This window comes from Nocardioides sp. (assembly GCF_035429765.1).
GTDB lineage: Bacteria > Actinomycetota > Actinomycetes > Propionibacteriales > Nocardioidaceae > Nocardioides.
Map to the genome: position 1 here is coordinate 1 of NZ_DAOMFK010000101.1, position 4,357 is coordinate 4,357.

5 protein-coding genes are annotated in these 4,357 nt (G+C 74.8%); 3 read left to right on the forward strand and 2 right to left on the reverse strand.

Annotated elements, in window-relative coordinates; genetic code table 11:
* Together sepH and PLP61_RS10470 are read right to left on the reverse strand one after the other, a co-directional pair.
* Positions 1 to 711: septation protein SepH (gene sepH, locus PLP61_RS10465; protein WP_324502655.1), on the reverse strand; the 711-nt coding region annotated here is incomplete at its 3' end.
* A gap of 91 nt (positions 712 to 802) precedes the next feature.
* Positions 803 to 1,972, reverse strand: coding sequence for an MFS transporter (locus tag PLP61_RS10470; RefSeq protein WP_324502656.1), 1,170 nt, complete (start codon positions 1,970 to 1,972; stop codon positions 803 to 805).
* Positions 1,973 to 2,034: 62 nt separating this feature from the next.
* Between PLP61_RS10470 and PLP61_RS10475 the strand changes: the two genes are divergently transcribed.
* The 3 genes from PLP61_RS10475 to PLP61_RS10485 all read left to right on the forward strand — a co-directional run bounded on the left by PLP61_RS10475 (position 2,035) and on the right by PLP61_RS10485 (position 4,318).
* Complete coding sequence (locus PLP61_RS10475) at positions 2,035 to 3,120, forward strand: ferrochelatase (protein ID WP_324502657.1); 1,086 nt, start codon at positions 2,035 to 2,037, stop codon at positions 3,118 to 3,120.
* Positions 3,117 to 3,911 (forward strand): inositol monophosphatase family protein, encoded by a 795-nt coding sequence (locus PLP61_RS10480; protein ID WP_324502658.1) that lies wholly within the window; start codon positions 3,117 to 3,119, stop codon positions 3,909 to 3,911. The genes PLP61_RS10475 and PLP61_RS10480 overlap by 4 nt, the downstream gene beginning before the upstream one ends.
* A 113-nt stretch (positions 3,912 to 4,024) precedes the next feature.
* The gene (locus PLP61_RS10485; RefSeq protein WP_324502659.1) at positions 4,025 to 4,318 is read left to right on the forward strand and encodes a DUF4193 domain-containing protein; all 294 of its coding nucleotides are present in this window, start codon (positions 4,025 to 4,027) and stop codon (positions 4,316 to 4,318) included.
* Positions 4,319 to 4,357: the final 39 nt, after the last annotated feature.

Below are 4,357 nucleotides of genomic sequence, written 5' to 3' on the forward strand. Positions count from 1 at the left end.
CGGCTCCTCGGCCTCGGCCACCAGCTCCAGCGCGTCGTCGCCCAGCTCGGTGCCCGGCAGCGGCCGGTCGCCCTCGCTGACGGCCGCCAGCCGCCGGCCGGGCACACCGGGGGTCTGGTCGGCGCGTGAGGCGGCGGGGGGCAGCTCTCCGACCAGCCACCGGGCGTCGTCGTTCTCGGCGACCACGTAGTTCCCGGGGGGGTCGAAGGAGAACCGCGCGCCCCCGGAGCGGCCCGGGCTCGCGAAGTCGCCGGTGAGCGTCCACCGACCGTCCTCCCGGCGCCAGGCGTCCCAGACCACTGCGTCCGCGGCGACGTTCTCCGCGCCCAGCTGCTCGGTCACCGCCATCCCCAGCGTGCGGGCCCCGGGCTCGCCCGAGCGGCGGCGTACCGAGGCCCGTTGCGCACGGTCGGCCATGTGGGCGCGTTCGGCGAGCACCGGGGCCGCGAACACCATGATCCGCTCGACGGTGGTCCGGGCGGCCTCGGCCACGGTCTCCGGAGTCTCGCCGGCCCGGATCCGGGCCTGGATGTCACGGGGACGGAGCGCGCTTTCCATGTGGATCTCCAACTGGCCGATGCGGGCTGAGTCGCCGCGCACGGCGGCACGAAGGGGGGCGTCGATGTCGAGGGTGAACTCGGCGCCGGCGTCGTCGACCAGCAGCAGGCGCGTCTTGTCACGGCTCAGTCCTACGAGCGTGAGGTGCGCCATCGGTGGTCGGCTCCTGAGTGGGGTCTCCGGTGGCCCGAGCCTACGCCAGCGGCCCGGGTCGTGCAGGCTCCCGAGGCGGCGTGGCACGGGGTCAACGGGGGGTGGCGTGGGCCAGCAGGGCGGCCGCGATGCCCGCCAGCGCCGGCACCAGGTACGCCGTGGAGGCGCCGTGCGCATCGACCAGCGCGCCGGTCACGGCCGCCCCGGGCGCCACGCCTCCCGCGAGCCCGGTCTGGATGACCGCCATCCCCTCCACCAGGCGGGTGCGGGGCACGACCTGCTCGACCAGGGACATCATCGCGATCAGCGTGGGCGCGATCGCGAAGCCGCCCACGAACAGGGCGAGCGCCATCACCGGCACCGAGCCGACCAGCGTCAGGGGAGCCATGGCGATCGCCAGCCCCGCCGCGCCGAACCGGAGCCGGACCGCCGGCCCGCGGCGCCAGCGGACCACCCCGGTGACCAGACCTGCGATGAGGCTGCCGGCGGCCCACAGTGCCAGCAGGATGCCGGAGCTGCGAGTGCTGCCCTGCTCCTCGCTGAAGGCCACGGTGGCGACCTCGGCACCGCCGAACAGCATCCCCAGTGCCAGGGCGACCGCGGCGAGCACCCCGGTCGGCGCCCAGGGCATCCGCGGGCGACGCGTCCCGTCGGCGCGGCGCGGGTGGGGCGGCGGCTGGGTGGCACGCTGCGCCGCGAGCGCCAGGGTGCCGATAAGCGCGGCCAGCACCGCACTCCCGAGGCCGGCCAGCGGGTGCCAGGAGGTGGCCAGCACGGTGACCAGCACCGGCCCGAGCATGAAGACGGCCTCGTCGACCACCGACTCCAGGGCGTAGGCGGTCTGCACCTCGGCCGGCCGCTCCAGCAGGTGGGACCAGCGCGCCCGCACGCAGCTGCCCACGGCGGGGAGGGTCGCACCCGCCAGCGCGGCGCCTGCGTAGGTCACCAGGTGCGGCCAACCCTGCTGGACCGACCACATGGTCAGGGTGAGCGACCCGGTGAACACGAGAACCAGGGCCGTCAGGACGCGGTCCTGCCCGAGCCGGTCCAGCAGCCTGCCCTGGACCACCGCCAGGAGGGCGTTGGCCGCCACGAAGACCGCGCTCACCGCTCCGGCCAGGCCGTAGGACCCGGTCACCGAGGAGACCAGCAGCACCAGTCCCAGCCCCACCATCGACATCGGGAGCCGCGCCACGAACCCGGTGCCCGAGAACGCCGCCGCCCCGGGTCGGGACAGCACGGCGCGGTAGGGGGAGAGCACCCCGGCGAGCCTAGGGGGTCGGGGTCGACGCCACGGAATCGCCGTCCTCCTACGATGGCCCCATGCATCCTGCGGACCCCCGCCCGTACGACGCCCTGCTGCTGGTCTCGTTCGGTGCCCCCGAGCGGCCGGAGGACGTCGTGCCCTTCCTGGAGAACGTCACCCGGGGGCGCGGCATCCCGCGGGAGCGCCTGGAGGAGGTCGGGGAGCACTACTACCGGTTCGGTGGGAGGTCGCCGCTCAACGACCAGAACCGGGCGTTCCTCGCGGCCCTGCGCGAGGACCTCGCCGGCGCCGGGCTCGACCTGCCGGTCTACTGGGGCAACCGCAACTGGGACCCCTTCCTGGCCGACACGGTCGCCCGGATGAGAGCCGACGGGGTCACCCGCGCCGCCTGCTTCGTGACCTCGGCGTACTCGTCGTACTCCTCGTGCCGTCAGTACCGGGAGAACCTCGCGGACGCCGTCGCCGCCGTCCCGGGAGCGCCCCGGCTGGACAAGCTGCGGGTGTACTTCAACCACCCCGGCTTCCTCGAGCCGGTCGTGGACGCCACTCTCGCCGGTCTCGCCGACCTGCCCGAGGACGTTCGCGAGTCCGCCCACCTCGTCTTCGTCACCCACTCCATCCCGGTGGCGATGAACGAGAGCAGCGGTGGTCGTGGCGGTGCCTACCTGCAGCAGCACCGCAGCGCAGCCGGTGAGGTCGCCGACCGGGTGCGCCTGGAGACCGCCCGGCGGGTCCCGCACGAGCTGGTCTTCTGCTCGCGGTCCGGGCCGCCCCACGTCCCCTGGCTGGAGCCCGACGTCAACGACCACCTCGAGCAGCTGGCCGCCGAGGGCGTGCGGGGCGTCGTGCTCGTCCCCCTCGGGTTCGTCTCGGACCACATGGAGGTCGTCTACGACCTGGACACCGAGGCGCTGGCCACCGCCGCCCGCGTCGGGCTGGCGGCGGTCCGGGTCCCCACCCCCGGGGTCGACCCGCGCTTCGTCGCCCTGGTGCGGGACCTGCTGCTGGAGCGGGCCGCCGCAGAGCGGGGCGAGGAGCCGTCCCGGGCCACCCTCGGGTCCCTTCCCCCGCGCCCCGACCTGTGCGCGGCCGGCTGCTGCCCCAACCCGCGCGGTGCCCGTCCCGCGCTCTCCGAGGCATGAGCGCCGAGCTGCGGGACCTCGCGCTCGAGGTCGCCCGGGAGGCCGCGGCCCTGGTGCGCCAGCGGCGGGAGGCGGGGGTCGAGGTCGCCGCCACCAAGAGCAGCGACGTCGACGTGGTCACGGAGGCCGACCGGGCCAGCGAGACGCTGATCGTGGAGCGGCTGCTCGCCCGCCGCCCGCACGACGGCCTCGTCGGGGAGGAGGGCAGCGACCGCCAGGGCACCTCGGGCGTCCGGTGGGTCATCGACCCCATCGACGGCACCGTCAACTTCCTCTACGGCCTCCCGCAGTACGCCGTGTCGATCGCCGCCGAGACCGACGGCGAGGTGGTGGCGGGGGTGGTGGTCAACGCCGCCACCCGAGTCGAGTACGCCGCCGCGAAGGGCCTGGGCGCCACCCGCGACGGCATCCCCCTCCGGGTCCGGCCACCCGCCCCGCTGCATCAGCGGCTGGTGCTCACCGGGTTCGGCTACGACGCGGGCCTGCGGGCGGTGCAGGCGGCGGCCACGGCCCGGCTGCTGCCCCGCGTCCGCGACATTCGCCGGCTCGGCTCGTGCGCGCTGGACCTGTGCCACGTGGCCGAGGGCGCCGCCGACGGCTACGTCGAGGAGGGCACCCACCTGTGGGACTACGCCGCCGGCGGCCTGGTCGCGACGGAGGCCGGGGCACGGTTCCTGCTCCTCCCGGGGGCCGGCGGCCGGCCGGTCCTGCTGTGTGCTCCGGCACACGGGTTCGACGAGTTCTGCGCGGCGGTGGCCGACGCGGGCTTCCTGGCGGCCGAGCGGGAATAGCGCGCCTCGCCCGCCTGTTTCCGACTCGGACGAGGGACCGGCGTGGACGCAGGCCGGTCGATGGTGCACAATCTGGGCGCCGACGCGCGACGACCCACCTACGGAAGGACGCAATGGCGACCGACTACGACGCACCGCGCAAGACGGACGAGGACCAGTCCGAGGAGAGCATCGAGGAGCTCAAGGCGCGGCGCCACGACAAGAACTCGGGCAAGGTCGACGAGGACGAGGCCGAGGCCGCGGAGTCCTTCGAGCTGCCCGGTGCCGACCTGTCCCACGAGGAGCTGGCGGTCGAGGTCAAGCCTCGTCAGGACGACGAGTTCACCTGCATGAGCTGCTTCCTTGTCCACCACCGCAGCCAGCTCGCCGACGCCGAGCGGCTGATCTGCCGCGACTGCGCTGCCTGACGGCCGGCCGCACCGTCTGTCAGGCTCCGCTCAGTCGCG